The sequence below is a fragment of the Providencia rettgeri genome (genome assembly GCF_041075285.1).
GTDB lineage: Bacteria > Pseudomonadota > Gammaproteobacteria > Enterobacterales > Enterobacteriaceae > Providencia > Providencia rettgeri_G.
This window is the reverse complement of sequence record NZ_CP163512.1, coordinates 3279847-3305850: the sequence shown is the minus strand read 5'-3', so window position 1 is coordinate 3305850 and position 26004 is coordinate 3279847. Positions and strand designations below refer to the sequence as shown.

Annotated in this window: 22 protein-coding genes; 15 read left to right on the top strand and 7 right to left on the bottom strand. The window is 41.2% G+C overall.

Annotated elements, in window-relative coordinates:
- Positions 1-242: 242 nt before the first annotated feature.
- On the top strand, positions 243-2819 hold the full coding sequence (locus tag AB6N04_RS15065; protein ID WP_369309090.1) for a class I adenylate cyclase: 2577 nt from the start codon (positions 243-245) through the stop codon (positions 2817-2819).
- A gap of 57 nt (positions 2820-2876) precedes the next feature.
- Here the strand turns inward: AB6N04_RS15065 and cyaY are convergent, their stop codons facing one another.
- Complete coding sequence (gene cyaY / locus AB6N04_RS15060) at positions 2877-3194, bottom strand: iron donor protein CyaY (protein ID WP_369309089.1); 318 nt, start codon at positions 3192-3194, stop codon at positions 2877-2879.
- 225 nt (positions 3195-3419) lie between these two features.
- Between cyaY and AB6N04_RS15055 the strand changes: the two genes are divergently transcribed.
- The 9 genes from AB6N04_RS15055 to AB6N04_RS15015 all read left to right on the top strand — a co-directional run bounded on the left by AB6N04_RS15055 (position 3420) and on the right by AB6N04_RS15015 (position 11495).
- Positions 3420-3605, top strand: coding sequence for a lipoprotein (locus AB6N04_RS15055; protein ID WP_369309088.1), 186 nt, complete (start codon positions 3420-3422; stop codon positions 3603-3605).
- Positions 3606-3626: 21 nt separating this feature from the next.
- Positions 3627-4451 carry a diaminopimelate epimerase gene (dapF, locus tag AB6N04_RS15050; protein ID WP_369309087.1) on the top strand — a complete coding sequence of 275 codons (825 nt, stop codon included), beginning with the start codon at positions 3627-3629 and terminating at the stop codon, positions 4449-4451.
- A gap of 24 nt (positions 4452-4475) precedes the next feature.
- Positions 4476-5180 (top strand): DUF484 domain-containing protein, encoded by a 705-nt coding sequence (locus AB6N04_RS15045; RefSeq protein WP_369309086.1) that lies wholly within the window; start codon positions 4476-4478, stop codon positions 5178-5180.
- Entirely contained in the window at positions 5162-6091 is a 930-nt protein-coding gene (gene xerC, locus AB6N04_RS15040; protein ID WP_369309085.1) for a tyrosine recombinase XerC, read from the top strand. The genes AB6N04_RS15045 and xerC overlap by 19 nt, the downstream gene beginning before the upstream one ends.
- Positions 6091-6807, top strand: a complete 717-nt coding sequence (gene yigB, locus AB6N04_RS15035) for a 5-amino-6-(5-phospho-D-ribitylamino)uracil phosphatase YigB (protein ID WP_369309084.1) — start codon at positions 6091-6093, stop codon at positions 6805-6807. Before xerC ends, yigB begins: the two co-directional genes overlap by 1 nt.
- A 58-nt stretch (positions 6808-6865) precedes the next feature.
- Entirely contained in the window at positions 6866-9028 is a 2163-nt protein-coding gene (gene uvrD / locus AB6N04_RS15030) for a DNA helicase II (RefSeq protein WP_369309083.1), read from the top strand.
- A gap of 283 nt (positions 9029-9311) precedes the next feature.
- Positions 9312-10082, top strand: coding sequence for a hypothetical protein (locus AB6N04_RS15025; RefSeq protein WP_369309082.1), 771 nt, complete (start codon positions 9312-9314; stop codon positions 10080-10082).
- Between the two features lie 205 nt (positions 10083-10287).
- Positions 10288-10872, top strand: coding sequence for a 2OG-Fe(II) oxygenase (locus tag AB6N04_RS15020; RefSeq protein ID WP_369309081.1), 585 nt, complete (start codon positions 10288-10290; stop codon positions 10870-10872).
- 179 nt (positions 10873-11051) lie between these two features.
- Positions 11052-11495 (top strand): hypothetical protein, encoded by a 444-nt coding sequence (locus tag AB6N04_RS15015; RefSeq protein ID WP_369309080.1) that lies wholly within the window; start codon positions 11052-11054, stop codon positions 11493-11495.
- A gap of 49 nt (positions 11496-11544) precedes the next feature.
- Here AB6N04_RS15015 and prfH read toward each other — a convergent pair whose 3' ends face one another.
- The 6 genes from prfH to AB6N04_RS14985 all read right to left on the bottom strand — a co-directional run bounded on the left by prfH (position 11545) and on the right by AB6N04_RS14985 (position 20124).
- Positions 11545-12153: a peptide chain release factor H gene (gene prfH, locus AB6N04_RS15010; RefSeq protein WP_369309079.1), complete on the bottom strand. Its 609-nt coding sequence runs from the start codon at positions 12151-12153 to the stop codon at positions 11545-11547.
- Positions 12154-12155: 2 nt separating this feature from the next.
- On the bottom strand, positions 12156-13289 hold the full coding sequence (locus AB6N04_RS15005) for an RNA ligase RtcB family protein (RefSeq protein ID WP_369309078.1): 1134 nt from the start codon (positions 13287-13289) through the stop codon (positions 12156-12158).
- Between the two features lie 839 nt (positions 13290-14128).
- Positions 14129-15847 (bottom strand): amidohydrolase, encoded by a 1719-nt coding sequence (locus AB6N04_RS15000; RefSeq protein WP_369309077.1) that lies wholly within the window; start codon positions 15845-15847, stop codon positions 14129-14131.
- Positions 15848-15949: 102 nt separating this feature from the next.
- Positions 15950-17302 carry an APC family permease gene (locus tag AB6N04_RS14995; RefSeq protein ID WP_369309076.1) on the bottom strand — a complete coding sequence of 451 codons (1353 nt, stop codon included), beginning with the start codon at positions 17300-17302 and terminating at the stop codon, positions 15950-15952.
- A 1288-nt stretch (positions 17303-18590) separates the two neighbouring features.
- Complete coding sequence (rarD, locus tag AB6N04_RS14990; protein ID WP_369309075.1) at positions 18591-19484, bottom strand: EamA family transporter RarD; 894 nt, start codon at positions 19482-19484, stop codon at positions 18591-18593.
- Positions 19485-19653: 169 nt separating this feature from the next.
- Positions 19654-20124, bottom strand: coding sequence for a thioesterase family protein (locus AB6N04_RS14985; protein WP_369309074.1), 471 nt, complete (start codon positions 20122-20124; stop codon positions 19654-19656).
- 156 nt (positions 20125-20280) lie between these two features.
- Here AB6N04_RS14985 and pldA point away from each other — a divergent pair, with 156 nt between their 5' ends.
- The 5 genes from pldA to AB6N04_RS14960 all read left to right on the top strand — a co-directional run bounded on the left by pldA (position 20281) and on the right by AB6N04_RS14960 (position 26002).
- Positions 20281-21174, top strand: a complete 894-nt coding sequence (pldA, locus tag AB6N04_RS14980; RefSeq protein ID WP_369309073.1) for a phospholipase A — start codon at positions 20281-20283, stop codon at positions 21172-21174.
- Between the two features lie 111 nt (positions 21175-21285).
- Positions 21286-23112 (top strand): ATP-dependent DNA helicase RecQ, encoded by a 1827-nt coding sequence (gene recQ, locus AB6N04_RS14975; protein WP_369309072.1) that lies wholly within the window; start codon positions 21286-21288, stop codon positions 23110-23112.
- A gap of 19 nt (positions 23113-23131) precedes the next feature.
- Positions 23132-24127 (top strand): lysophospholipase L2, encoded by a 996-nt coding sequence (pldB, locus tag AB6N04_RS14970; RefSeq protein WP_369309071.1) that lies wholly within the window; start codon positions 23132-23134, stop codon positions 24125-24127.
- A 13-nt stretch (positions 24128-24140) separates the two neighbouring features.
- Complete coding sequence (yigL, locus tag AB6N04_RS14965; protein ID WP_369309070.1) at positions 24141-24950, top strand: sugar/pyridoxal phosphate phosphatase YigL; 810 nt, start codon at positions 24141-24143, stop codon at positions 24948-24950.
- Positions 24951-25198: 248 nt separating this feature from the next.
- A complete protein-coding gene (locus AB6N04_RS14960) occupies positions 25199-26002 on the top strand; it encodes a tetratricopeptide repeat protein (protein WP_369309069.1) in 804 nt (267 codons plus the stop codon).
- Positions 26003-26004: the final 2 nt, after the last annotated feature.

Sequence of the window (26004 nt, the reverse complement as noted above, 5' to 3'; positions counted from 1 at the left end):
AAACAAGGGATATTCTGCTGGGTTAAAAAATAAAAAGTCTTTTTATACAATATGTTGAAAAGCATTTTGTATCAAAAATAAGCGTATAAAATTATGTGATCTACTTTACCCTTTTGCTCCAAGGTGTTAAATTGATCACGTTTCCGGCAATTCATTTGAAAACTTTTTTAAATCTATCTCTATCTGTTGGGTGCTGGGAAATTCCCAGATTTGTATTACATTCATTCAGTCAGGCGTAACCTTTGTATCTCTATATTGAAACCTTAAAGCAAAGACTTGATGCGATAAACCAATTACGGTTAGAGCGTGCGACGGCGTCTATGAGCGAAACCTTTTCACAGGTTTATAGCTTATTGCCAGTCTTGTTTCATTATCATCACCCGATGATGCCTGGTTTTATCGAAGGTAGAGTTCCCCATGGCGTGTGTTTTTTCTCACCAGATACTGAACAAACGAAATGGCTAGAGCAATTCGAACGCTTTTTACCCATTGATTCGAGTGCAAATGGTGAGTTACCTATCGCGGGCATTTACTCAATGGGCAGTACTTCTTCCGTGGGGCAAAGCCACTGTTCGGATATTGATGTATGGGTTTGTCATCCGTCATGGCTCGATCAAGAAGAAAAACGTCTTTTGCAAAAAAAATGTACCTTAATTGAGCAGTGGGCGGCTTCTTTAGGCATTGATGTCACCATTTTTTTAATCGATGAAAACCGTTTTCGTCACCATGCTAGTGGACATATCGGTGGGGAAAATTGCGGCTCAACGCAGCATATCCTGTTATTAGATGAATTTTATCGCACCGCAGTGCGCATGGCAGGAAAACGTTTGCTGTGGACGATGGTACCTGTTGAAGAAGAACAGCATTACGATGAATACGTTATGGGGTTATATGCACAGGGTGTATTAACGCCAAATGAGTGGTTAGATTTAGGTGGATTAGGGGAGCTATCAGCGGCCGAGTATTTTGGTGCGAGTTTGTGGCAGCTATATAAAAGTGTTGATTCACCGTACAAAGCGGTACTAAAAAGTATTTTACTTGAGTCTTATTCTTGGGACTATCCTCACGGTAAGCTGCTAGCAATGGAGTTTAAACGCCATTTACATGCAGGTGAAATCGTGAGTTATGGGTTGGATTCGTACTGTTTGATGTTAGACCGCGTTACGCGCTATCTTACTGAAATCAATGATTCTACCCGCCTTGACCTGATCCGCCGCTGTTTCTACCTTAAAGTCTGTGAAAAATTGTCAGAAGAAGATGGCAATGCGTGTTCTGGTTGGCGTCGCGATGTTTTATCTCAACTTGTTGAGTCGTGGGGCTGGAGTGCGGAACGTCTAGCATTACTTGATTCGCGCAATCAATGGAAAATTGAGCGTGTTCGTCAAGCGCACAATGAATTACTTGATACAATGATGCAAAGCTACCGAAACCTCATTCGTTTTGCGCGTCGAAATAATTTAAGTGTTAGTGCAAGCCCACAAGATATTGGGGTATTAACACGTAAGTTATACGCGGCTTTTGAAGCCTTACCGGGTAAAGTGACATTGGTGAATCCACAGATTTCACCGGATTTAAGCGAATCCCACTTAACCTTTATCTATGTACCTGCTGGGCGAGCGAATCGCAGTGGTTGGTATCTATATAACCAAGCCCCCAATATTGATGCGATCATTGGTCATCAGCCGTTAGAATATAACCGCTATTTGAATAAATTAGTTGCATGGGCGTATTTTAACGGGTTGCTTACCGAAAATACGCAAGTGTATATGCACAATGGGCAATCTCAGTGTGATGAACGAAAACTGCTTGAGTTGATGCATGACGTCTCTAGCCACTTCCCGATCCGCTTGCCTGCACCCACACCAAAAGCGCTATACAGCCCATGTGAAATTCGCCACCTCGCCATTATCGTTAATTTAGAAAAAGACCCAACTGAGGTTTATTCTGAGCAAGTGGTGCATGTGGATTTCAGAAAGCTTGATATTTTCAGCTTTGGCGAATCACAACAATGCCTTATCGGCAGTATTGACTTGCTATATCGCAATTCATGGAATGAGGTGAGAACCCTGCATTTCAGTGGTGAGCAATGTATGTTAGAAGCGCTAAAAACCATTTTAGGCAAGATGCACCAAGATGCCGCACCGCCTGAAGCGGTTGAAGTATTTTGTTATAGTGAACACTTACGTGGCCTGATCCGTACCCGCGTGCAGCAGTTAGTTTCTGAATGTATTGAGTTACGTTTATCCAGTAACCGTAATGACCCAGGGCGTTTTAAAGCGCTGCGAATGGCAGGGCAAACGTGGGGGTTGTTCTTTGAGCGCCTAAACGTTTCAGTACAGAAACTTGAAAATGCCGTTGAATTCTATGGCGCAATTTCTCATAACAAATTGCATGGTTGGCCAGTGAAGCTGCAAGCAAAAAGTGATAATCACTTGCCAGCAGTCGTTGATGGTTATGCCAGTGAAGGGATTGTGCAATTTTTCTTTGAAAATACCCCAGATAATACAGGGTTTAATATCTACGTCTTAGATGAAGCAAACCGTGTTGAAATCTATTCCCACTGCGAAGGGTCAAAAGAAGATTTAGTGCGTGATGTGAGTAGGTTCTACTCTTCTTCCCACGACCGTTTTACGTACGGCGCTAATTTTATTAATTTTAATCTGCCGCAGTTTTACCAAATTATAAATCAAGATGGTAAAAACCAAGTGGTCGCTTTTTCTGGCGCAACGTGGTCGTTTGATACAGAAGACGAAAACGATCAAATTGGTCATGATATGTGCCCAACATCACTCGGGCAGCAACGAGCACACTATTACTAGGGGCTGTTTATGAATCACCATTGGCAGATTAATGGCCTGCCAATGGTTTGTCATTTCTTAAAAAGAAAACGGCTCTTGGCTTTGAAACGCGATAGCTTCAGCCAATTTTGCTTTAAACTCATGACCTGAACGGTCACAAATCCAATGCCCATCTTGATAATCATAGTGATATCCACCTTGTTTGGTGGCTAACCATATTTGGTGAAAAGCTTCTTGCTTATTGATAATAATTTTGCTGCCATCTTCAAAACTTAAAGTCATCACGCCACCATTAATTTCACAATCAATGTCAGCATCGCCATCATAATGATCTAAATGTTCTTCAATGGTGCTAAGCAGCGTTTCCGCTCGTTGATGAAATTCGCTATCATTCACGGTTAAGTTCCTGTTTGCTCACAATTAGTTAATTGAAATTATTATCGTTAATCAAAATTATAGGGGGGAATGTGCAGGGAGGGAAGCGATTAAAATTTTCAGATTAAATTTAGCCTAAAGTATATAATGTCAACATGCTTGATAAACAGACGTGATTTGCGGGTTCACACCTGCTATTGTGTAAAAATATCAGATGGTAAAAGTGAGTATTACAGGCGAAAAAGAATGAAAAAAAGTTTAATTGGGCTTAGCGCACTTGTTGTTTTATTTACCCTTTCTGGCTGTGGCTTAAAAGGTCCTCTTTATTTTCCACCAGAAGAAAATGCAACATCTGAGCAAGTATCTGATGTGCAACCTACTGCGCCAAGCAGCTCGGAAAAAGAGCCTGCTCAAGCAACGAATAATCAGTAACTCCTCGCTATGGAGCGTGAAATGCAATTCTCTAAAATGCATGGCTTAGGCAATGACTTTATGGTGGTTGATGGAGTGACCCAAAATGTGTATTTCTCCCCTGAATTGATTTGTCGCTTAGCCGATAGACATACCGGGGTGGGGTTCGATCAGCTTTTGCTGGTTGAGGCGCCTTATGATCCAGACCTCGATTTTCATTATCGTATTTTTAATGCCGATGGTAGTGAAGTTGCACAGTGTGGGAATGGGGCACGTTGTTTTGCACGTTTTGTTCGCCTTAAGGGATTAACGAATAAGCAAAAAATAAAGGTCAGCACCCAATCCGGCCGCATGACATTAACCATTAATGAAAATGATGATGTCAGTGTGAATATGGGGGAGCCTGATTTCGAGCCGCAGAGAGTTCCATTTCGCGCTATTAAAGAAGAAAAAACGTATATTATTCGAGCACAAGAACGTACAGTATTATGTGGTGTTGTTTCAATGGGTAACCCACATTGTGTTATTCAAGTTGAAAGTATCCATACTGCTGAAGTCGAGATTTTAGGACCTGCGCTCGAAAGCCATGAGCGTTTCCCTGAACGTGCTAATATTGGTTTTATGGAAGTTGTTAGCGCAGAACATATTCGTTTACGTGTTTACGAACGTGGTGCCGGCGAAACGCAAGCTTGTGGAAGCGGTGCATGTGCCGCTGTTGCTGTTGGGATCTCTCAAGGTTTATTAGCTAAACGGGTTCATGTGGACTTACCAGGCGGTTCTCTGGCGATTTCTTGGGACGGGCCAGGAACGCCTTTGTATATGACGGGGCCTGCGACACACGTTTATGATGGAGTGATCCAAATCTAATCTTGAAAGGGCTAAGAGGATAGTATGGATAAAACTGAAAAAGCACCCGAAGCGATCCATCAAATGGATGAAAATGACGTGCTGAAATACCTGAAGGAAAATCCTTATTTTTTTCTGCGCCATCCAACACTTGTTGAGCAAATAAACGTTCCCCACGTGGTGAACGGGGCGATTTCGTTGCCTGAATTGGTGATGAATCGCCAACGGATAAAGATAAAAGAGCTTGAGCAAGATATCCGTTTTATGGTTGAGCAAGCACATGAGAATGTGGAGCTTTTTGATGAGTTATTACTGTTGGTGATTGAAATGTCATCATCAAAAAGCTTACAAGAAATGCTGCAAGCTCTGAATCGTTGGGCGAAAAAACTTGGCTTATCTGGTGCATCAGTGCGTCTATTTAGTGATAGCTGGCGTTTGTCTGCTCCCCTTGATGCACATCAATTAGTGATTTCTCGCCGTGTATTTGAACCCGTAAGAATTCAACGATTTGGGGAAAGGCGCAATTATCTAGGTCGCTTGAATGGCCCTGAAATTCAGCTACTGTTGCCAGAGGCATTGAATGTTGGCTCTGTCGCAATTTCATTATTTGGCAATCATGGTGAATCCGGTATGGTGATTTTTACCAGCCGAGACCGCGAACATTACCAACATGGAATGGGCACGGTAATGCTAGAAAAAGTCACGCAAATTCTTCCGAGGTTGTTATGCCAATGGATAGAACGCCTGTAGATGTTCAGCCTAGCAGGCTGATGATCCAAGTTGATGCGTTTTTACGTTATCTGCGTGTTGAGCGCCGATTAAGCCCGGTCACTATCACAAATTATCGCCGTCAACTGAGTGTTATTGTTGACATGTTGGCTGCGTTGAAAATTGATGACTGGCAACGGCTTGATGCGACGATTGTTCGTAACATTGCAGCAAAAAGCCGAAAGACGGGTCTTCAAGCTGCAAGTATGGCACTACGTCTTTCATCATTAAGAAGTTTTTGTGATTGGATGGTGCACCAAGGTGAATTACCCGCCAACCCAGCAAAGGCGATCCAAGCACCCAAGGCCAAGAAACGCCTGCCGAAGAATATGGATGTGGATGAAGTTTCCCAGCTACTGAATATGGAAAGTGGCGACCCGCTAGTCGTTCGTGATAGAACTATGCTTGAGGTGATGTATGGTGCGGGGTTGCGTTTGTCAGAATTGGTGGGGTTAAATGTTCGTCATTTGGATTTAACCACAGGTGAAGTTTGGGTGATGGGGAAAGGCAGCAAAGAACGCAAAATTCCACTGGGAAAAACCGCAGTGAGTTGGTTACAACGCTGGTTAGAAATGCGTGAGCTGTATGATCCTGAAGACGATGCGGTGTTTATTTCAACCCAAAGTGGCAAACGAATTTCAAATCGCAATGTTCAAAAACGGTTTGAACAATGGGGTATCAAACAAGGGGTTAACAGCCACATTAACCCACACAAATTACGCCACTCTTTTGCGACACATATCCTTGAATCAAGTGGTAATTTACGAGGAGTGCAGGAACTTTTAGGCCATGCGAATTTATCAACAACACAAATCTATACGCACCTTGATTTCCAGCACTTAGCAAACGTTTATGATGTGGCTCATCCGAGAGCAAAGAGGGAGAAACCGTAATGCATTTTTACCGTCCGCTATCGCCAATTAAAGCGATAACGTTTGATTTGGATGACACGCTTTACGATAACCACCCCGTTATTGATAAAACGGAAGAAGAAGTTTTACGCTTTGTACGTGAATATGACCCGAAATTTAATCATTTTAACAATGATGATTTGTATGCTTTTCGTCGCCTTGTGGAAGAGCAAGAACCTGAAATTTTCCATGATATTTCACGCTGGCGCTGGCTTTCTTCAAAAATGATGTTGTGCCATTATGGTTATTCTCGGGAAAATGCCGAAAAAGGTGCCGATGACATTATGGCGCATTTTACTTATTGGCGTAATCAAATCGATATTCCGGAATCAACCCATAAAACATTACTCCAGCTTGCTGAAAAATTGCCATTAGTGGCTATCACCAACGGCAATGCACAGCCTGAAGCCTGTGGTTTGGGGGATTATTTTCAGTTTGTTTTAAAAGCTGGCCCCGATGGTCGTTCTAAGCCTTTTTGTGATATGTATCGCTTAGCAGCACAGCGCTTAGATATTGAACCTCAATTTATTTTGCATGTGGGGGATAATTTGCTCACAGACGTAGAGGGGGCGATTAATAGCGGCATGCAAGCTTGTTGGATAAACCCAAGTCAAAAAACACTGATGGAAGAGAAAAACGTACGCTTATTGCCGCATGTTGAAATTTCCCAGTTGGAATCTCTCTTGTCACTGGTATAATCATTTTTCTGTATAAAAATACAGTGGTAAATCCCACTGTCTTGCTTTGATGGTAATTATGGACGTTTCTTATCTGCTCGATGGTCTAAATGACAAACAGCGCGAAGCAGTTGCTGCCCCGCGTACCAATTTACTTGTTCTTGCGGGAGCCGGAAGCGGAAAAACACGCGTATTGGTACACCGGATCGCATGGCTGATGTCCGTTGAGAATGCCTCGCCATTTTCGATTATGGCGGTTACCTTTACCAACAAAGCAGCGGCTGAAATGCGCCATCGAATCAATCAATTGATTGGCACTAGTGAAGGCGGCATGTGGATCGGCACATTCCATGGTTTGGCACATCGTTTGTTGCGTCAACACTATATGGATGCCAACTTACCTCAAGACTTCCAAATTTTAGATAGTGACGATCAGTACCGCTTAATTCGTCGGTTGCTTAAGGCGATGAACCTTGATGAAAAGCAGTGGCCGCCGCGTCAAGGCATGTGGTATATCAATGGCAAAAAAGATGAAGGGCTTCGTCCACAGCATATTGAAAGTTATGGTAATCCTGTTGAGGCCACATGGTTAAAAGTTTACCAAGCCTATCAAGAAGCGTGCGATCGTGCTGGGTTAGTGGACTTTGCTGAATTACTGTTGCGGGCACATGAGTTATGGTTGAATAAGCCCCATGTGTTGCAACATTACCGTGAGCGCTTCACCAATATCTTGGTTGATGAATTCCAAGACACAAACAGTATTCAATATGCATGGATCCGCGTATTAGCAGGTGAAACCGGTAAAGTGATGATCGTTGGTGATGATGACCAATCTATCTATGGCTGGCGTGGTGCCCAAGTTGAAAATATTCAGCGTTTCCTCAATGATTTTCCTGGCGCAGAAACCATTCGTCTTGAGCAAAATTACCGTTCAACCAACAATATTCTAAAAGCGGCGAATGCGTTGATCGCCAATAATAGCGACCGTTTAGGTAAAAATTTATGGACGGAAGGCGGTGATGGCGAGCCGATCTCTCTTTATTGTGCATTTAATGAATTAGATGAAGCACGCTATGTGGTTGGGCGCATCAAACAGTGGCAGGAAAATGGTGGTGCCTTGCAAGATTGTGCCATGTTATACCGTAGCAATGCTCAATCTCGTGTACTTGAAGAAGCATTAATTCAAAGTGCAATGCCGTATCGCATTTATGGGGGGCAGCGATTCTTCGAACGGCAAGAAATTAAAGATGCGCTTTCCTACTTAAGGCTCATCGCCAATCGCAATGATGATGCCTCCTTTGAGCGAGTGGTTAATACACCAACACGTGGGATTGGTGAACGCACATTAGACACGATTCGTCAAACTGCACGGGATCAACAATTAACCTTATGGGAAAGTTGTGAGTACTTACTTCGCGAGCAAGTGCTGGGTGGTCGTGCTGCTGCATCCATTGAGCGTTTTTTAGAACTCATTGATGCACTGGCGAAAGAAACTGAAGAGATGCCACTACATGTTCAGGCTGATAGAGTGATCAATAACTCGGGTCTGCGAGCAATGTATGAACAAGAAAAGGGTGAAAAAGCACAGGCCCGTATTGAGAACTTGGAGGAATTGGTCAACGCGACTCGTGACTTCAGCTATCAAGATGAAGATCAAGATTTGATGCCATTGCAGGCTTTTTTATCCCATGCGGCGCTAGAATCTGGTGAAGGCCAAGCCGATGTGAGCCAAGATGCCGTTCAATTAATGACATTACACTCTGCCAAAGGTTTGGAATTCCCTGTCGTCTTTATTGTGGGGATGGAAGAAGGCATGTTCCCAAGTCAAATGTCCATGGATGAAAGCGGTCGTTTAGAAGAAGAGCGCCGCTTAGCGTACGTCGGTATCACTCGAGCCATGGAAAAGCTCACCATTACTTATGCCGAAAGTCGCCGTTTATATGGTAAAGAAGTTTATCATCGCCCATCGCGTTTTATTGGTGAACTGCCCACGGAATGTGTAGAAGAAGTTCGTTTGCGTGCGACGGTTTCACGCCCTGTTAGCCACCAACGCCTTGGTACACCGATTAGCCAAAATGATTCTGGATACGCCTTAGGTCAGCGAGTATTGCACCCTAAATTTGGAGAAGGAACAATTATAAACCTTGAGGGAAGCGGAGAGCACTGTCGTCTACAAATTGCTTTCCAAGGTCAGGGGATTAAATGGCTGGTGGCCTCTTATGCAAGATTAGAGAATTTATAGTTTACAGCTTGTTGGTAAAGCGGGATAAAACGTGTTTTATCCCGCTTTACATTATTCATTATAAATTAATAGATTTAAGATCTAAAAGAGTGATAAACAGCTCCAAGTAGTCAAAAAGAGCCTATTTGTCAGTTGTGAGGAGAATATCGCTAGTGTGCCTATTTTTATAAATATAATGCTAGTTGTTATATAAAAAATAAATTAGTTACTTCTTACATCGCACGATAATATCTAGCTGCGGTGATTTAGATAATATTATATATTTAATTAAGGAGATAACGATATGGAAATGAATTTCTCATTGTCTAATGACAGACACAGTAAAATAAAAAATCTTTTTAACGTATTAAACAGGCGTATAAATAGATTGGAAGATTCTATACATCATGCGCAATTAAATTTGATCTCAGATGCTAATAAAATATCAAATTTAACAGGTAAGTCAGATAAATCACTCCACAAGCTTCAGGTTATATCTTCAGAGTTAGATAATAAGCTAAATAAACAAATGAGTAATATAGGTATAATGAATAATACAGTTCAAGCGAAAATAAATTCGATGGAAAATGGCTTGAAAGAATTCGCTAAACAACAATTTACTCAAGAAGAGTTAAAGTTTGAAATAGATAAAACAATTGAAGTAAGTCATCAAGACTATGAGCATTCAAATCAACGATTTTATGAAGAATATTTGGTTGCTAAAATTCATCATCATTCAAAAAAGTCAATTTCAGAGGATACGAGAAAAAGCCTAGTTAGGGTTAATAACGAAATTGAACATATCAATAATTTACTTACTGAAATAAGAGAAGAAACTATTCAAATGATTAATGATTATAACCATGCTCGTTTGGGATCATTGCAAAATGAGCTGAGAAAAAGTCATGTCGCCGAGTCATTCATGAATTCAGTCGAGGATTTATTACTTAGAGAGCAGATATCAGCTTTCAAATCCGCATTAGAAAGTATAGGGATAACAGAGCAACCGATAAAAACGGAATCAACGCGCATCGTGTGTAGTTGCGGCGGTATCGGGCGAACCGCTTTTTGCTGATTGAGTGGTAAAAATAGTTAAAGACAAAGTGTGTTTTTAAGGGAGGGATAACCTCCCTATTTTCTTATGCTTTGAAAGTAAAGGTAATATTTTTAGTGATAGAGTTTGATTTAGTCGGTTAATCAATAAGATTTAAGTTTTTAATTTTATTTTTTTATCATCTTGCCGTATAAAGTTTTACCGAATAACCTTCCTAATGTTCATCATGTCTATTAATACATTTATTGATTCACTTTCCACACAGGGTTGGTATGTGTGGGACGATTTCCTGACCCTGTCAGGTATCGAAGCAATTAAACAATGCATCCCAAATACATTGCAGGACGCTCGTATAGGTCATCGAGATTCATTGCAAGGTAATAAAGCAATTCGGGGGGATCAAACCGTTTGGTTAGAACCTGAAATGGGAGCACCTATTGTTCTTTATATGGATAAAATGGAGGAGATACGACAAGCACTAAATCGCCAGTTGTACTTAGGATTACGAGATTTTGAAACACATTTTTGTCGTTACCCTAATGGTGGGTTTTATAAAAAACACCTTGATAACCCTAGAGGGGTCGGTCGCCGTAAAGTGACAACCGTTTTATATATGAATGAGTCATGGAAATTAGGCGATGGGGGGGAGCTCGTTGTTTTTGATAAAGAAGATAATCAGTTGTTTAAGTTGGAACCTTTAGCAGGAAGAATGATCTTTTTTATGTCAGAAGAATTCCCCCATGAAGTACTACCTACGGAACAAAAACGCGAAAGTATAGCCGGTTGGTTTTTAACTGAAAAATTTCTCTAGCGTATAACCCTCGATGCCGCCTCTGCAAGGAGGCTGGCAGTTAATTGTTCATTTCATCATAAAATACACGTTGAGTTCCAACGTAATTTGGCTATTTTAATTTTGGCCATGATCTGCACCTGTCGATGATAGTCAATTTATCATTAATTTAAATGTAAATAATAAGGATGAATTTTATTATGAAATTATTTTTTACTAGAAATGAATATTTAATTGCATTAGGTGAAGAAAGAGAGTTCCCAAAAGAACTGGAAGCGCTAATTAATTGGAATAAAAAGCAAATTGAAGATGAAATTAATTCTAACAATAAAGATGATTATCTAATCAATTATCTTGAGGCAGAGAACAAAGATTATCAACTTGTACTTAACCGGATAAATAAAGAAATAGACGAAATTGAATCAGGATTGATATTCGCGAATATCAATCCTTGTGCTTATAAAGGTGAGCTTTCAAAAAATATTTTTGTAGAGCAAGCTAATATCGATGCAAATTTAAGAGAGCAAATATCCAGTTTACACGATCAGAACATAAATCTGTTCTCTGGTGATAATGCCAAAATGGTTGATACCATTTTCCCATGTACACCCGATGTTGTATTAGGCTACTCTTATTGCGTATAGTGGCATTCAATCGGCTAATCCCCTCAGAGGTTAGAGGGGATTAGCAGTTTTAAATCAACCGCTTAAACTCGTTACCTGAAAAGATAATTGTCGCATTTCCTCGCTCAATTTGATAATGAGAGTGATGGCGTTGCTTATCTAATGCGCTAACTTGTTGTGATTGATGTTCATTAAGCTTCCACTGTATTAATTGCTTAGCCAGTTTTTTATTCGCATGTTGGCTACGCTCAGATTGAACCTTTACAGTGATCCCTGTAGCAACATGTTTTGCTCTGACAGCGGAAGCGGTTTTATTCACATGTTGCCCCCCTGCGCCTTGTGCTTTTGTGAATTCAAACTCGATTTCACTTTCTTCAATAGGTTGAATGGGTGAAAAACGGGTCACATTCATAAACCAATTTTTGCGTTTATGGCGTGGGCGCAATGGGCTTTGGCATTGCCATTGTATTGTTCCACACCAATCTTGGGCTAGTTGTTCAGCTTGTTCTCCATCGAGGGAAACTAAGGCCGATTTTAATCCATGCTTAGACGGAAATGTTTCTAATATATCTGTAGAAACTCCCATATTTTTCGCTTCTTGCAAAAAGCAGGCAAGGGCTTTTTCTACCGCAATACAGCATTCAGCGGGACCTTGAGCAGAGGAAAATTGCAATAGCATGATTAACATTCCCCGCTGGTTTTGTAGGTGATAACGGGCTTTAGTCTTGCAACAACCTGAATAACACCGATATCCACCATGCTTTCAATCACTGTTTCAATGGATTTATAAGATTGCGGAGCTTCTTCATAAATCAATTGCTTGTTTGCACAGATAACCCGGCTACCTAACGCTGTTCGTGATAGCTGAATGGGTGAATAGCGATGTGAAAGACGGCCTTTGCATTCGGCTCGCATCCATTTGCGACCTGCTCCATGGGCAAGGGAATTCAAGCAAATTTCATTTGGCTGAGGTGCGACTAAATAACTGTAGTCTCCACGTGATCCAGGAATAATCACAAAGCCACGATCAGATGGTGTGGCACCTTTACGATGAAGCCAGCCATCAATACCATTGATACGGCAGGGTTCAACTAAATTATGATTAATATCTAATCTTAGCTCTCCGTTTGCCTTTACTTGCTGCAACATACGTAAGCCAATCAAACGACGATTCACCTGCGCAAAGTTCAGCGCATCTTGATGTGCTTGGAGATATTTTTTCCCATCTTCAGTATCGTCTAAAAGCCCATTATGGCTGTGAGTTTCAACGTGTTGGCGTAAAATTGATTGCCCTAAACCGCGGGAGCCACTGTGAACAAGTAACAGTAATTGCTGTTTACTTAAACCAATTTCAGCAAATAATTCAGGTTGTAGTATTTCATCGATTGATTGAAATTCAGCAAAATGATTGCCCCCACCAATAGAGCCTAATGATGCCATAAAATTATGTGATTTCATGTCATTAGGAACATTGTCATCAAGCCATGCTAACGGGGCGTGGTCTGGCATATCTGAAAGCTGCTTTTCTAACTTATCAAGATTAACTTTTGATTGTTTGATATCTGTTTGAAACAAGCTCATTCCGCAGCCAATGTCATTGCCCACAAGAGCCGGATAAAACCGTTTAGTTGAAAAAAACGCTGCACCTATTGGGTATCCACGACCCGGATGGAGATCTGGCATGCCAACTACGGATACCATATCAGGTAAGTTTGCAGTGGTTTGTAATTGTTGGATTGCTTTACTTTCAATCCATGTTGATTCTGTGGCGATATAGCTAACTTGCTCGTCCACAGTATGTAAGGTATTGCCCATAAGCTATTAACTCATTTTTAATTGAAAAATAAGGTGATTAGCAGGCAAATTTAAGAAAATAGGTTAACTAACGAGAGTGACTATTTCTGAGAGTGCCCGCAAAGAGTTTGATTAATTGTTGTCATGGTAACCCTCCTTGCAGTTAGTTGATGAATATAAAACGCTGCGGATACTAGCTGTAACTTTTTTATTTTGCAAGTGCTATTTTTAGAATTGCAGGTTTTTAGCCTTTTTCTGAAATAAACAGGCAAGCAAATAATTTAACTCTATTAATGATGTTTTATCTAATAATTATTAAATAAACTATTAGGTGATTAAAATTATATTTTTATTTATATGGAGTTAAACGTCAGTGAGATATAAAACTTTGTTATTATTTTGGGCGGATGCTTGAGCCTTTCTGGTTTAAGCATATTAAGATGGAAAAGTGTTTGAACTAGAAATGGAAAAGCCCCGTTAGTTATTATTCACCAACGAGGCCTGATCCAAACCTAGATAGTTAGGCTTGTCCCTCTTAACAATTAAGAGGTCAAGGGGAATGAGCAAGTTGCCAGTGATTGCATTGGTATCAACGTGTATTACCGTGTTAGGTGTTTTGTTATTAATATGCGGCAGGCTGTGTTATGTCGTGATTAGTGATGGAAATACGGTTGTTCAGACAATATTTTCTGACGAAAAATAATGTTGTGTTACGAGGGAGTCAATTCCTTCGTAATTTCTCTTTTTAATTGCTTTAGGTTTTGGAGTTAAGTACCCAATTAAAAACACCCCTGGATTATATTTAATCTTTGGGGTGTTTATTTAATATCTTTATTCTAAGTAATTAAATAACGATATTATTAAGCGATATGAACCGTTTTTCCGCCAATAATAGTGCGTAATACTTTTACATTCTCAATATCATCAGCAGGGATCTCAAATACATTGCGATCTAGCACGATCATATCTGCAAATTTTCCCGCTTCTAGTGAGCCTAACACGTCTTCACGGTGCTGTGCATAAGCAGAATCAATGGTTGCAGATCGTAAAACCTCAGTTACGGTCAGATCGCGGTCATTATTTAATCTCGGTGCTTGTTGACCATTGATATCTCGGCCTCGGCGTGTTGCTGCCACTTTTAAGTCATACCATTCGTCAAAGTCATCGATAGGCCAGTCACTACCAAATGCAACAGTTGCACCGGCATCAATAAATTTAGCGATTGGCTCTAGTTGCTCAAAACGCGCTTCCCCTAACATATTTTTTTCGAATGCTGCCAGTTCAGGTGTTGGTGCCGCCCATTGGAAAGATAAGCAAGCGATGGTCTTTAAGCGAGCAAAACGTGCGTAATCATCCGCATGAACAAGCTCGTTGTGGGCTAAACCTGGACGAATATCTTTTTCAGGATGGGCCGCTCGCATTTTTTCAATAGCATCTAAGACGATAGAAACCGCACCTTCACCTACCGTATGCAAATGTGGGTCATACCCTGCGGCCGCAATTTTTTCCATCAATTCATCAAGGATTTCAGCCGTAAAATACAGATCGCCATAGTTGTCGCTCTCAACCCAATTGGGTGCATCATCAGTACCTTGATTAATGCGATAAGGCTGTAATAATGAGGCTGTCATCGTTGGGAATTGTAAAACACCATCAACAAACATTTTTATATTATTCAAACCGATACCCGGTGTTGGAGTCCAATCGGCTTGGTGCCATTTTTTGGCGAAAGCAACGGCTTTATCAACTGCAGCAGCAACAGATGCAACATCAGGGGTTTCGTCTGGGGTGATTTCTCGAGCAGCTTGGAAGCGAATAGTGAGGTCACCACGTTGCTGCAATTGAGAAAATGCCTCGAGTTGCTGCTCAGAAACACGGGCATCCATGACCATGGTGACGCCTTGCTGATTAAGTACTTTTTGCACGAGTTCGGCAACTTCAATGGCTTGATCATCACGAATAGAAGGAATGCTGTCAGCTGCGCGCATTGCTGGTGCATCTTCTAAAATACCGTTGAGTTCGCCATTTTCGTATTTACCAATTTTACCATCGGGTGGCTCAGGCGTATCTTTAGTAATACCGAATAGCTCTAGCGCACGGCTATTGGCAAGTAGTGTGTGGCAGTCGTTAGAAAATAGCACAACAGGGCGTTTAGTCTTCAGTTTATCCATGTCTTCGCGGTACATGTCAATACCCGCAGGGATCATGCCTTGGCGTAGCCAAGCCGTCACTTTCAGCCAATCATTTTCGCCTGTGCGTGGGTCTTTATCTAAGTGATCTTGTACACGTTCAAGAATTTGATTGATGGTTAGCGATTCATAATTTAAATGGCAACCGAATAACTGAATGCCTCCCCAAAATGGGTGCATATGACCATCAATGATGCCAGGCATCATCATTTTGCCTTCTAAGTCGATACTTTCTGTTTCTGGTCCAACATATTGATGGAGTTCATCAGAACTGCCCGTCGCTAAGATATAGCCATCACGAACAGCAATCGCGTCAACAACGCGATCTTGAGCATCTGCGGTGTAGATATAACCGTTAAAATAAATAACGTCAGCAAATTGATTATTCATTGTAAACCATCTGTATCAGTGGTGCTTGAGAAAGCACCAGAGCTAAAAAACAACGGGGAAGGCAAATGCTTTCCCCGTAATGATCTATTAGGCTTCGAATGATTAGTTAATAATCATTTCTGTTTCGTCGTCAGAAATTGCAGGTGGACGACGAGTAAAGCCATGGGTTAGCAGCGCAAGATAAACAGCACCTGCCGCTAGCCACCATAAACCAACCTTAAAGGCTTCGCTATCCAGGCTGGTCCATAACCATAAGGTTAGAACAACACCAATGGAAGGCATAATAAGGCAGGTAATAATTTTTGTATTATCTAATGGCGCTTTGCGATCAATGTAAAAATGCTTAATCACCGATAAGTTTACAAAGGTAAAAGCAATCAGTGCGCCAAAGCTGATCATCGACGCAACCATGCTTAAAGAAAGCACCAGTGAAAGCAAAGACGCGATGGCCACAAAGATAATTGAATAAACGGGTGTATTGAACCTTGGGTGCAGATAAGCAAACAGTGAGCGAGGTAACACGCCTTCACGACCCATTGCATAGAAAATACGCACGATACTTGCTTGCGATGTCATGGCAGAAGCAAAAACACCAATCACATAGGCTGTAATAAAGCTTGATGCCATCATCGCGCCGCCAACTTGTTTCATAACAGCAAGGCTGGCGATATCGGTATTCGGAATAAAATCCTGCCACATTGGGTAAACTAAATGTGCACCATAGGAAATAACAACAAACAGGGTACCTGCAATAAACACGGTGTATAAGATCGCTTTTGGCAATGCGTTGCGTGCATCTTTAGTTTCTTCAGCCATAGTTGAAATCGCGTCAAAGCCTAAGAATGCTAAACATAAGACGGCGGCACCGGCAAACAGCCCGGGGACCTGATCTGCCATGACCGTAATTGGCGCTAATAACGCATCCGTATCCAATACAAATGATGTTTTAAAGCTTAAGTATAAAAATACGCCAATAAACACGATTTGCATCAAAATGATTAGCATATTCATTGAGGAAACTAATTTAATTCCCAAAATATTCATAATACTAACGATGGTGATGGTGCTACAAATAATCACGTACATTGGGATGTTTGGAAAAGCTTCATGGACGAAGATGCCAATTGCAATGTAGTTGATAATCGGCAGGAATAGGTAGTCGAGCAATTGCGCCCAACCCACTAAAAAGCCAAATGTGCCGCCGAAAGTTTTTTGTACGTAAGAGTAGGCAGATCCCGAAAGTGGAAGCGCGCTAGTCATGCGACAATAGCTCATGGCGGTAAAAAAGACGGCAGCTAATGTAATTAAATAAGCAATAGGCAGATGGCCTTCACTTAATACGGTGACTTGCCCATAGGTGGTGAAAATTCCGAGTGGTACCATATAGGCCAACCCGAAAAAAACTAACGCCGGAGTCGTCAGTACGCGTTTCATTTGAACGGTGTTCTGTTGCATTTTGAAGCCCTTCCCAAAAGCCCTTAACAACGTCAGCTCTGTCTGAATATACAGGCCGAGCAAACCTAAAATGCAGTTTTACTCGTCATACTTCGAACCACAACGTTGTTGGCTTCGCTCGCTCGCACTAGTCACATACTTTTGTATGCTCCTAGCGACTCTCTTGCTTGCCGCCTAGTTGTGATTTCGAATTATTTAGAGTCGTACTCGTCATACTTCGAACTACAAGGTTGTTGGCTTCGCTCGCTCGCACTAGTCACATACTTTTGTATGCTCCTAGCGACTCTCTTGCTTGCCGCCTAGTTGTGATTTCGAATTATTTAGAGTCGTACTCGTCATACTTCGAACTACAAGGTTGTTGGCTTCGCCGCATTAGTCACATACTTTTGTATGCTGCTAGCGACTCTCTTGCTTGCCGCCTAGTTGTGATTTCGAATTATTTAGAGTCGTACTCGTCATACTTCGAACTACAAGGTTGTTGGCTTCGCCGCATTAGTCACATACTTTTGTATGCTGCTAGCGACTCTCTTGCTTGCCGCCTAGTTGTGATTTCGAATTATTTAGAGTCGTACTCGTCCTACTTCGAACCACAAGGTTGTTGGCTTCGCCGCATTAGTCACATACTTTTGTATGCTGCTAGCGACTCTCTTGCTTGCCGCCGAGTTGTGATTTCGAATTATTTGAGTATTAACACTACATGGTTGTATTAAATTAAATTTTAGAGCCGGTTGTATTCAATTTCAGAAAACCTCGCACCAGGACATGTTAAATGCATGTCATCGTGCGCACTTTAATGAAACGTCAGTGATGAATCGGACCATCACCATCCGCTGGGGTGAATACAAGCGGCGTACAATATAATTACCAAGCGCCTATTAAGCAATCATTAATTTAAAAAAATAGACAACTACTTTTATTTCAATAAGTTGTTTGATAGATAAGCTGTTAATTGAAATGAGTTTAAGATAAGTTAAATAATAGCCATTTTTTTTAGAAAATCAAGCTCAATAAATATCGCATAACCAATTGATTTTATGTGAATTATTTTAAATAAAAATATAAATTAAAATGGTTAATGATAATTAATCTATTTTATTTAAGGTTATTTAAAATAAAACCTTTAACGCATTAAAAACGGAATTGGTGAGTTTGTTTCCATTAATGAAATTAACTAGTTTAGTTCCATATAATGAAACACCAACGTGGGTTTCAAAATAAAACCTACGTTGATGTTTAGATATAAGGCTAATTAATGGCTGCTAGAGATACAATAATGACACAATGAGCGTTATTTTTTTCTCAGCTTTTGTTGGGTATATAATGCATCTAATGTAAATAAAATTAATGCAACCCAGATAAAACCAAAGGTGATTAGCAATTCGGCTGTCATAACTTCGTCATACACAAAGACCGCCAACAAGAACATAATACTCGGTCCCATATATTGGAAAAAACCTAATGTTGAGAGTCTTAAATGGTTAGCAGCTTCAGTAAATAACAATAATGGTACTGTAGTAATGACGCCTGCGGCAATCAGCAATGCGTTGAGGTGCCAATCATTCATTCCCATGTTGCTGGTTGGACTATCTGCAAAAAATAACAGGAAGATGATCCCCACAGGAAGCAACCAAAGTGTTTCAAAGGTCATGCCAATTTGGGCATCAACCCCCAATTTTTTACGTAATAATCCGTAAGTTGCGAAGGTCACCGCAAGGCTTAAGCCAATGACAGGCACAGAACCGAATTGCCATAATTGGATTAAGACACCTGTTAAAGCAAGGCCAACCGCGATCCATTGCATACGACGGAAACGTTCTTGTAAAAAGAGCATGCCGAACAGTACATTAACGAGCGGATTAATAAAATAGCCGAGACTAGCTTGTAACATATGACCATTATTGACAGCCCAAATATAGATCAGCCAGTTACAGGCAATTGTGGTTGCTGTAACACCTAAAATTAATATTTTTTTTGGCTGCTTGAGGACTTGGCGTAGATAATCCCAGTGGCGTGTCACAGTTAATAACAATAACATAAAGAAAAATGACCAAATAATACGATGAGTCAGAATTTCTTCTGCGGGCACTTCTTGGATGCTTTTAAAATAAATAGGTGCGACACCCCAAATAAAATAGGCGCCTAAGGCACATAATACGCCTTTGGTAGTATTTTGCTGGCTCATTGTTGGCTCTGAAATTGAATTAAAGACAAAAAAGAAACTTATACAGAGATAACGAGCCGTAGATGATAGTGATTCCGCGGCTCGGTTTTTGATGCTTCTAATGTGACATTGCTCATGTTTTTTTACAAGTAATTAGTTTACTGGGTAACTAATTATTTACAAGAATGGTTTATCCTACAAGATAAGTCGCTGTTGCCGTTGCAATATGTTGATTATTTTCATTATGTAATTCACAACGCGTGACTGCGATTTTATTACCATCTCGCAGTAAGCTGGCACTCGCTGTAAATATCTGCCCACGGCCAGGGCGCAAATAATCGACTCGTAAATCAATGGTACCCATTCGGGACATTTTATCGACAATTTCAGAATGAGTGAGCGGGTTTATTCGTTGTAAAATACGATTAATGCATACCATACCACCTGCGACATCTAAAATAGAGGCAATCACGCCACCATGTAGGATATTTTGCGTGAAATTACCGATTAACGCTTGGCGGTTTTCAATGGTAAGCTGGACAAAATCGTCATTAAGATGTGCCAACTTAATTCCGAGTAGTTGATTAAACGGCATTTTATAGATAAATGCGTGGCTCATTAACTCACTGGCTTCTTCTAACGTATAAGTGCGGTCATTCATCGGCTTCATCCCTTAAAAAATAGGTAAACAAGACGTTAACATTATGTATTAAATATGTCTCTAACAAACGTATGAATAATCTTTCAACAGCTGCGCGTTTTTGTGTGTAAAATAGGACAAACTTTATTTTTATGATAATGAAAATAGGAATAGCTAATGCGCGCTTTACCGATATTGATAAGTGCAGTGCTCTGTTTTTGGTCAGCATCACTGTTTGCTGCTGAAAATACAGATATTCAAGCCGATCAGAATATAACGGATAATACGCCAATTCGTGGTAGCATCATTTCTGGCTTATTGCAAAATTATGATAATCCATTTGTTTTGTATCCGTATGAATCAAATTACATAATTTATACCTATACATCCTCAATGAATAAAAACGCCATTTCCAGTTATAACTGGGGAGATGATGCGTTAAAGGATGAAGTAAAATTTCAATTAAGCTTGGCGTTTCCGCTTTGGGCAGGGATCGCAGGGGATGACTCTATTTTAGCGGTTTCATATACCCAGCGATCTTGGTGGCAGTTGAGTAATAAAAAAGAATCTTCACCTTTTCGTGAAACCAATTATGAACCTCAAGTGTTTGTCGGCTGGTTGACGGATTATCAGTTTGCAGGCTGGACATTACGTGAGTTTGAAACGGGTTTTAACCATGAGTCAAACGGTCGCTCTGACCCAACATCACGCAGTTGGAACCGCATTTATGCACGGGCGATGGCACAAAATGGTAATTGGCAAGTTGATCTTAAACCGTGGTATCGCATACATGAAAGCGAAGGTAGTGATGATAACTCGGATATCACAAAATATATGGGGTATTACCGCGTAAAAGTCGGCTATACAATGGGAGATAGCGTCTTTACCACGACCGGGCGTTATAATTGGAACACAGGATATGGTGGCGCAGAATTAGGTTGGAGCTACCCAATTAGCAAACATGTGCGATTTTATACCCAGTTGTTTAGCGGTTATGGTGAGTCAATGATAGACTACAATTATCGCCAAACACGTTTTGGTATTGGTGTTATGCTAAACGATATGATGTAGTTTACAGCCCGCATGGTCAACATTATCTGGCAAGGCTAAATTACCGTGTCATAAACCAACAATTTCGCTGCTCAAATGGGCAGCGACTTGTTTTAGAAATTGAGGAAGTTTGTGTCCACTGCTTGTGTCATTAACCAACTTTCACTGGCTGAAAATGTGCTTAATAGTACGTTTGGTTATCAGTCATTCCGTCCCGGCCAAGATGCAGTTATCGGTGCTATTTTAGATAACCGAGATTGTTTAGTATTAATGCCAACTGGTGGTGGAAAATCCTTGTGTTACCAAGTCCCTGCATTGGTAAAGCAAGGTGTGACGCTGGTGGTTTCGCCGCTTATTTCTTTGATGAAAGATCAAGTCGACCAATTACGTTTACATGGCGTGAACGCAGCATGTTTAAATTCATCCCAAACACCGCTAGAGCAGCGTCAAATCATGGAGCTATGCAGCAATGGTGAGATTAAATTGCTGTATGTTGCCCCTGAAAGGCTATTAACCGATTATTTTCTGAATCAACTTTCAAGTTGGGATATCACATTATTAGCCGTGGATGAAGCGCATTGTATTTCTCAATGGGGGCATGATTTTCGACCTGAATACCGTGCATTAGGGCAATTACGCCAAGCATTGCCGAATGTGCCTGTCATGGCGCTGACAGCAACCGCAGATGAAACAACACGAGCGGATATTATTCGTTTATTGGAACTCCATGACCCACTGGTGCATATTAGCAGTTTTGATAGACCAAATATTCGTTACACCTTAGTCGAAAAATATAAGCCATTGGATCAGCTTTGGTTTTTTATTAAAGGTCAAAAAGGCAAAGCAGGAATCGTTTACTGTAATAGCCGCAGCAAAGTGGAAGAAACCGCGGAACGTTTACAAAAACGGGGGTTGAGTGTTGCAGCTTATCATGCAGGGCTAGATAGCCAACAGCGTGAGTGGGTGCAAGACGCCTTTTTGAAAGATAACTTACAAATTGTGGTCGCGACGGTTGCATTTGGTATGGGGATCAACAAATCCAACGTCCGTTTTGTGGCGCACTTTGATATCCCGCGTAATATTGAAGCCTATTACCAAGAAACAGGGCGCGCAGGGCGTGATGGCGTCGAAGCCGAAGCGGTTTTATTTTATGATCCTGCGGACATGGCGTGGTTGCGTCGTTGTCTTGAAGAAAAGCCCGCAGGTATGCAACAGGATATTGAACGTCACAAACTTAATGCCATTGCTGCATTTGCTGAGGCACAAACTTGCCGTCGTTTGGTGCTACTCAATTATTTTGGTGAAAACCGACAACAACCTTGTGGTAACTGCGACATTTGCTTAGATCCACCGAAACAATACAATGGGTTAATTGATGCGCAAAAAGCGCTTTCTTGTATCTATCGTGTTGGTCAGCGCTTTGGTATCGGCTATATTGTCGAAATATTACGCGGTGCAAATAACCAACGTATCCGTGATTTAGGTCATGATAAATTACCCGTTTACGGTATTGGAAAAGATCAAAGTAATGAGCACTGGGTCAGTGTGATCCGCCAGTTGATCCATTTGGGAATGATCACCCAAAATATTACTCACTTTTCGGCGCTGCAATTAACTGAGGCAGCAAGGCCCATTTTACGTGGTGAATCGGCGTTACAGTTGGCGGTGCCGCGTGTTTTAGTGACAAAAAGCCGTAATCAACAAAATAAAGTTTACCATGGCAATTATGATAAGAAACTGTTTGCTAAGTTACGCAAATTACGTAAGTCGATAGCGGATGAGGACAATATCCCGCCATTTGTGGTGTTCAATGATGCTACGTTAATTGAAATGGCAGAACATGTTCCGACGACTCCCGCAGAATTGCTGTTAATTAACGGTGTAGGTGAACGAAAACTTGAGCGTTTTGGCGAGTCGTTTATGACTCTCATCCGAGACCACCTTGAAGGTTATGAATGAATAAATAAGGAACAGTAGGATGACGCCTGAAAGCCTAAAAAAGCGCTGGTTAACACGAGAAACACAATTTTCAGCTTTTGCCAATGGCCCGCTTTTAGACTTTTGGCAGTGCCGAGAAGAACTCCGCTTTCAAGGGGTTGATGAGATCCCAATCCACTATGTTCGCTTTATTCATCCAAAGCATCATAAAGCCATTGTCATTTCACCAGGTCGTAGTGAAAGCTACGTTAAATATCCTGAAGTGGCGTATGATTTTTATCATTTAGGCTATGATGTTTTTATTCTTGATCACCGTGGGCAAGGGCGATCGGGGCGTATGTTAGCGGATCCTCAAAAAGGTCATGTCGAAAAATTTACTGATTATATTGATGATTTTGAAAAGTTTATTGAATTAGAAGTGAAGTATCGCCACTATCCGAAGTGTTATGCATTAGCCCACTCAATGGGGAGTGCGATTTTAGCGGGTTATCTGTTACGGGATAGTGTGACGTTTGATGCAGCAGCGCTGTGCGCGCCAATGATTGGTATTAATTTGCCAATGCCACGTTGGTTGGCCAGTTTTATCGTCGATAGAGCAGAATCACGCCAAAGTGTGCGTAATGATTACGCCGCATCAACGGGTAAATGGCAACCCTTACCATATCTAATTAATGTATTAACCCATAGTTCAGAGCGTTATCGACGCTACTTACGTTACTATGCGGACTATCCAGAATTGCGACTTGGTGGTCCAACATACCACTGGTTACGCGAAAGTTTTGCGATTGGTGATGAGCTAATCGCGAAAGCGGGAGAAATTGATGTACCACTGATGGTGTTAGAAGCAAGTGAAGAAAAAGTGGTCAGCAATAAAGAGCTACAAGCTTTTTGTCAAAGTCGGCAAAAAGCGCAAATAGGACGAGAAGAAAAATTACCCCTCATTATTGAAGGGGCTCACCATGAAATCCTATTTGAAGTGGATGCGTTAAGAGCGATGGCGCTCAATGCTATCTGTGATTTTTTTGACCAGTATTAGTTAGGGTTTGAATATGAAATATCCGTTAGTGGCTTCCGATTTGGATGGGACACTGTTATCGCCCAACCATGATTTAACGTCTTATACTAAAGACACATTGAAACAGCTCGTTGCAACACAGGATGTCCGTTTTGTGTTTGCTACGGGTCGCCATCATGTGGATGTTGCACAAATCCGTGATGGGTTAGGCATTGACGCCTATATGATCACCTCTAATGGGGCTAGGATCCATAACACGCAAGGGGATTTAATTTTTGAGCATAATGTGGATGCTGAGATTGCCCATGAACTTTGCTTGATGGAGTTTGATAATCCGGAGCTGATTACCAACTATTATCATGGCGATGACTGGTTTATTAACCGTGAAAGCCCAGAGCAAAAAGAGTTCTTCAAAGAGTCGGTGTTTAATTATCAATTATTCGATCGCCATGATTTTCCTACATCTGAAGTTTGCAAAGTCTATTTCACTAGCGAAGATCACGACCTGCTGGTGGATTTACAGCAACGTATTCAAAACCGTTGGCAAGATCGCGTTAATGTCACTTTTTCCTTACGTAGCTGTTTGGAAGTGATGGCGGGATCTGTTTCTAAGGGAGAAGCCCTTAAACAAGTTGCCGCGCTACATGGTTTTATGGCTAATGACAGTATTGCTTTTGGCGATGGTATGAATGACAAAGAGATGCTGACCGTGGCTGGAAAAGGTTGCATTATGCAAAATGCTCACCAGTTGCTCAAAGATGCTTTACCTCAAATGGAGGTCATTGGTTCAAATGCAGATGACGCTGTTGCTCGTTATTTAAGGCATCGATACCTCAATCAGTAACAATCGTTTTTATAAAATAAATAAGCTAGATAAACCCAATGTTTGTCTGGCTTTTTTATCTCAGGCTCGTAAATGTGGGTGACTAACGTGTAATGCAACGAAATGTGCTTTTTATGGAAATTAGGTCACTTTTCCTATTTTTTCCTGACAAAACTGAATTTAAACTAGGGTGATAAGTATTTGGGTCGATATTAATGGATAGCGCTGTATTCACAGTTAGCAGATTGCACTGTTGAGGGTTCCTTAGGATGAAAAAAATTGCGTTAGCACTGTTGTTAGGTTCTGTTTGTTTTAGTTCTATTTTAACCGCTAAACCGGTTGTTACGCCGACCACCGCATCATCAACACAGCAGCCTACCCTTGAACAAATAACACAGTTAGCGCAAAAAGGTGACCCAAATGCTCAATTTCAACTGGGTGAGCGCTATTTTAAAGGCCAAGGTGTATCCCAAGATTCAAAAATTGCGGCGGAATGGTTTATTAAGGCAGGTAATCAAGGTAACTCTGATGCTCAGTTTCGTTTAGGAACCATGTTTGTCAATGGGTTTGGGGTTCGCCGCGACTATGACAAGGCTATGCTGTGGTATGAAAAAGCAGCCGACAATGGCGATACCCGCGCTGAAACCAATATGGCAATGATGTACGCGCAGGGGCTTGGTGTTCCTCAGAATGTAGAAAAAGCCGCTTTTTGGTATAGAAAAGCGGCGCAAGGCGGCAACGTGATTGCGCAATTTCATATTGGTCAAATGTATTCAATCGGCAGTGGTGTTGATTTGGATGATGAAAAGGCCGTTTTTTGGTTCCGTAAAGCGGCTAAACAACAAGATGCTAAATCCCAAGATCGCCTTGGTGTAATGTATTCTGAAGGGCGGGGTGTGAAGAAAAACTTACCACAAGCCTATGCATGGCTATCAACGGCTGTGTACAGTGGTAATGCTGAAAGCCATCGCCTACAAGAGAAAATTGCAGCTCAATTAAGTTCAACGGAACTGGCGCAAGCACAAAAGCTGGCGGAAGGTTATATTAAGTCTTATGGGTATAAGGCGAATTAATG

What these genes read in the sequence shown, in the direction of transcription:
- AB6N04_RS15055 (WP_369309088.1), top strand. Translation starts at nt 3,420, where the DNA reads ATGAAAAAAAGTTTAATTGGGCTTAGCGCACTTGTTGTTTTATTTACC.
- dapF (WP_369309087.1), top strand. Translation starts at nt 3,627, where the DNA reads ATGCAATTCTCTAAAATGCATGGCTTAGGCAATGACTTTATGGTGGTT.
- AB6N04_RS15045 (WP_369309086.1), top strand. Translation starts at nt 4,476, where the DNA reads ATGGATAAAACTGAAAAAGCACCCGAAGCGATCCATCAAATGGATGAA.
- xerC (WP_369309085.1), top strand. Translation starts at nt 5,162, where the DNA reads ATGGATAGAACGCCTGTAGATGTTCAGCCTAGCAGGCTGATGATCCAA.
- yigB (WP_369309084.1), top strand. Translation starts at nt 6,091, where the DNA reads ATGCATTTTTACCGTCCGCTATCGCCAATTAAAGCGATAACGTTTGAT.
- uvrD (WP_369309083.1), top strand. Translation starts at nt 6,866, where the DNA reads ATGGACGTTTCTTATCTGCTCGATGGTCTAAATGACAAACAGCGCGAA.
- AB6N04_RS15025 (WP_369309082.1), top strand. Translation starts at nt 9,312, where the DNA reads ATGGAAATGAATTTCTCATTGTCTAATGACAGACACAGTAAAATAAAA.
- AB6N04_RS15020 (WP_369309081.1), top strand. Translation starts at nt 10,288, where the DNA reads ATGTCTATTAATACATTTATTGATTCACTTTCCACACAGGGTTGGTAT.
- AB6N04_RS15015 (WP_369309080.1), top strand. Translation starts at nt 11,052, where the DNA reads ATGAAATTATTTTTTACTAGAAATGAATATTTAATTGCATTAGGTGAA.
- prfH (WP_369309079.1), bottom strand. Translation starts at nt 12,153, where the DNA reads ATGCTATTGCAATTTTCCTCTGCTCAAGGTCCCGCTGAATGCTGTATT.
- AB6N04_RS15005 (WP_369309078.1), bottom strand. Translation starts at nt 13,289, where the DNA reads ATGGGCAATACCTTACATACTGTGGACGAGCAAGTTAGCTATATCGCC.
- AB6N04_RS15000 (WP_369309077.1), bottom strand. Translation starts at nt 15,847, where the DNA reads ATGAATAATCAATTTGCTGACGTTATTTATTTTAACGGTTATATCTAC.
- AB6N04_RS14995 (WP_369309076.1), bottom strand. Translation starts at nt 17,302, where the DNA reads ATGCAACAGAACACCGTTCAAATGAAACGCGTACTGACGACTCCGGCG.
- rarD (WP_369309075.1), bottom strand. Translation starts at nt 19,484, where the DNA reads ATGAGCCAGCAAAATACTACCAAAGGCGTATTATGTGCCTTAGGCGCC.
- AB6N04_RS14985 (WP_369309074.1), bottom strand. Translation starts at nt 20,124, where the DNA reads ATGAATGACCGCACTTATACGTTAGAAGAAGCCAGTGAGTTAATGAGC.
- pldA (WP_369309073.1), top strand. Translation starts at nt 20,281, where the DNA reads ATGCGCGCTTTACCGATATTGATAAGTGCAGTGCTCTGTTTTTGGTCA.
- pldB (WP_369309071.1), top strand. Translation starts at nt 23,132, where the DNA reads ATGACGCCTGAAAGCCTAAAAAAGCGCTGGTTAACACGAGAAACACAA.
- yigL (WP_369309070.1), top strand. Translation starts at nt 24,141, where the DNA reads ATGAAATATCCGTTAGTGGCTTCCGATTTGGATGGGACACTGTTATCG.
- AB6N04_RS14960 (WP_369309069.1), top strand. Translation starts at nt 25,199, where the DNA reads ATGAAAAAAATTGCGTTAGCACTGTTGTTAGGTTCTGTTTGTTTTAGT.